Here is a 689-nt window from a genome sequence, read left to right on the forward strand (position 1 = left end):
GGTCCGCAGGCGAGCAGGATCATGGCGAGTGCGTTTTCGGCGGTGCGGAATCCGTAGGCTCGGCGGGTGATCAATCGGACTTTGGTGTTGAGTCCTTCGTGGGTTCCGTTGGTCAATCCGCGGTCCACGGCAGCGGCGATGCCCTCGAGGTGTGCGCGGATGGTGGTGCCTACTCTGACGAACTCTTTGATGCGGCAGCGCTGGGCCCAGCCGCACCATTTGCCGAGCATGTCGATCACCTCAGCGTTGTCGAGGTCACCGGCAAATACTGCCCGTAATGCTTCTTTGAGGTCGTAGGCACGCGCGAGGGCACCACCGCCGCGTTTGAGTTCCTCGAGTGTGGATCTCTGTGTGTCGGTGAGGTTTTCGGGGTTCTTGAGCAGCGCCCACCGGGCACCTTTGTAGTTGCGGGCTATCTGTTTGTCCGACAGGGTCCGCGCGAGTTGCCACTGTTGGCGGCGGACGGTGTCGAGTGCTTTGGTGGCCAGCTGGACCACGTGGAAAGGATCGAAACAGATCGCCGCCTGCGGGGCGTGGGCGCGTACCGGTTTGCGGTAGGCCAGGCCCAGATCCATCGAGACCGACTCGATCTGGGCGGCCGCGCCCTCGGGCAAGGCGTCGGTGAAAAACCTGTCGAACGCCGCGGCATCCTTGCCCGTGGTGCCCCACACGATCTTGCCGGTGTCGTG

General features: G+C 63.6%; 1 protein-coding gene. It reads right to left on the reverse strand.

What is annotated here, in order from left to right; translation table 11 throughout:
• The coding region (locus tag MKW15_RS24215; protein ID WP_240862950.1) for an ISL3 family transposase at positions 1-689 on the reverse strand (689 nt) is incomplete at both ends.

Source organism: Gordonia gummivorans (genome assembly GCF_022513585.1).
GTDB lineage: Bacteria > Actinomycetota > Actinomycetes > Mycobacteriales > Mycobacteriaceae > Gordonia.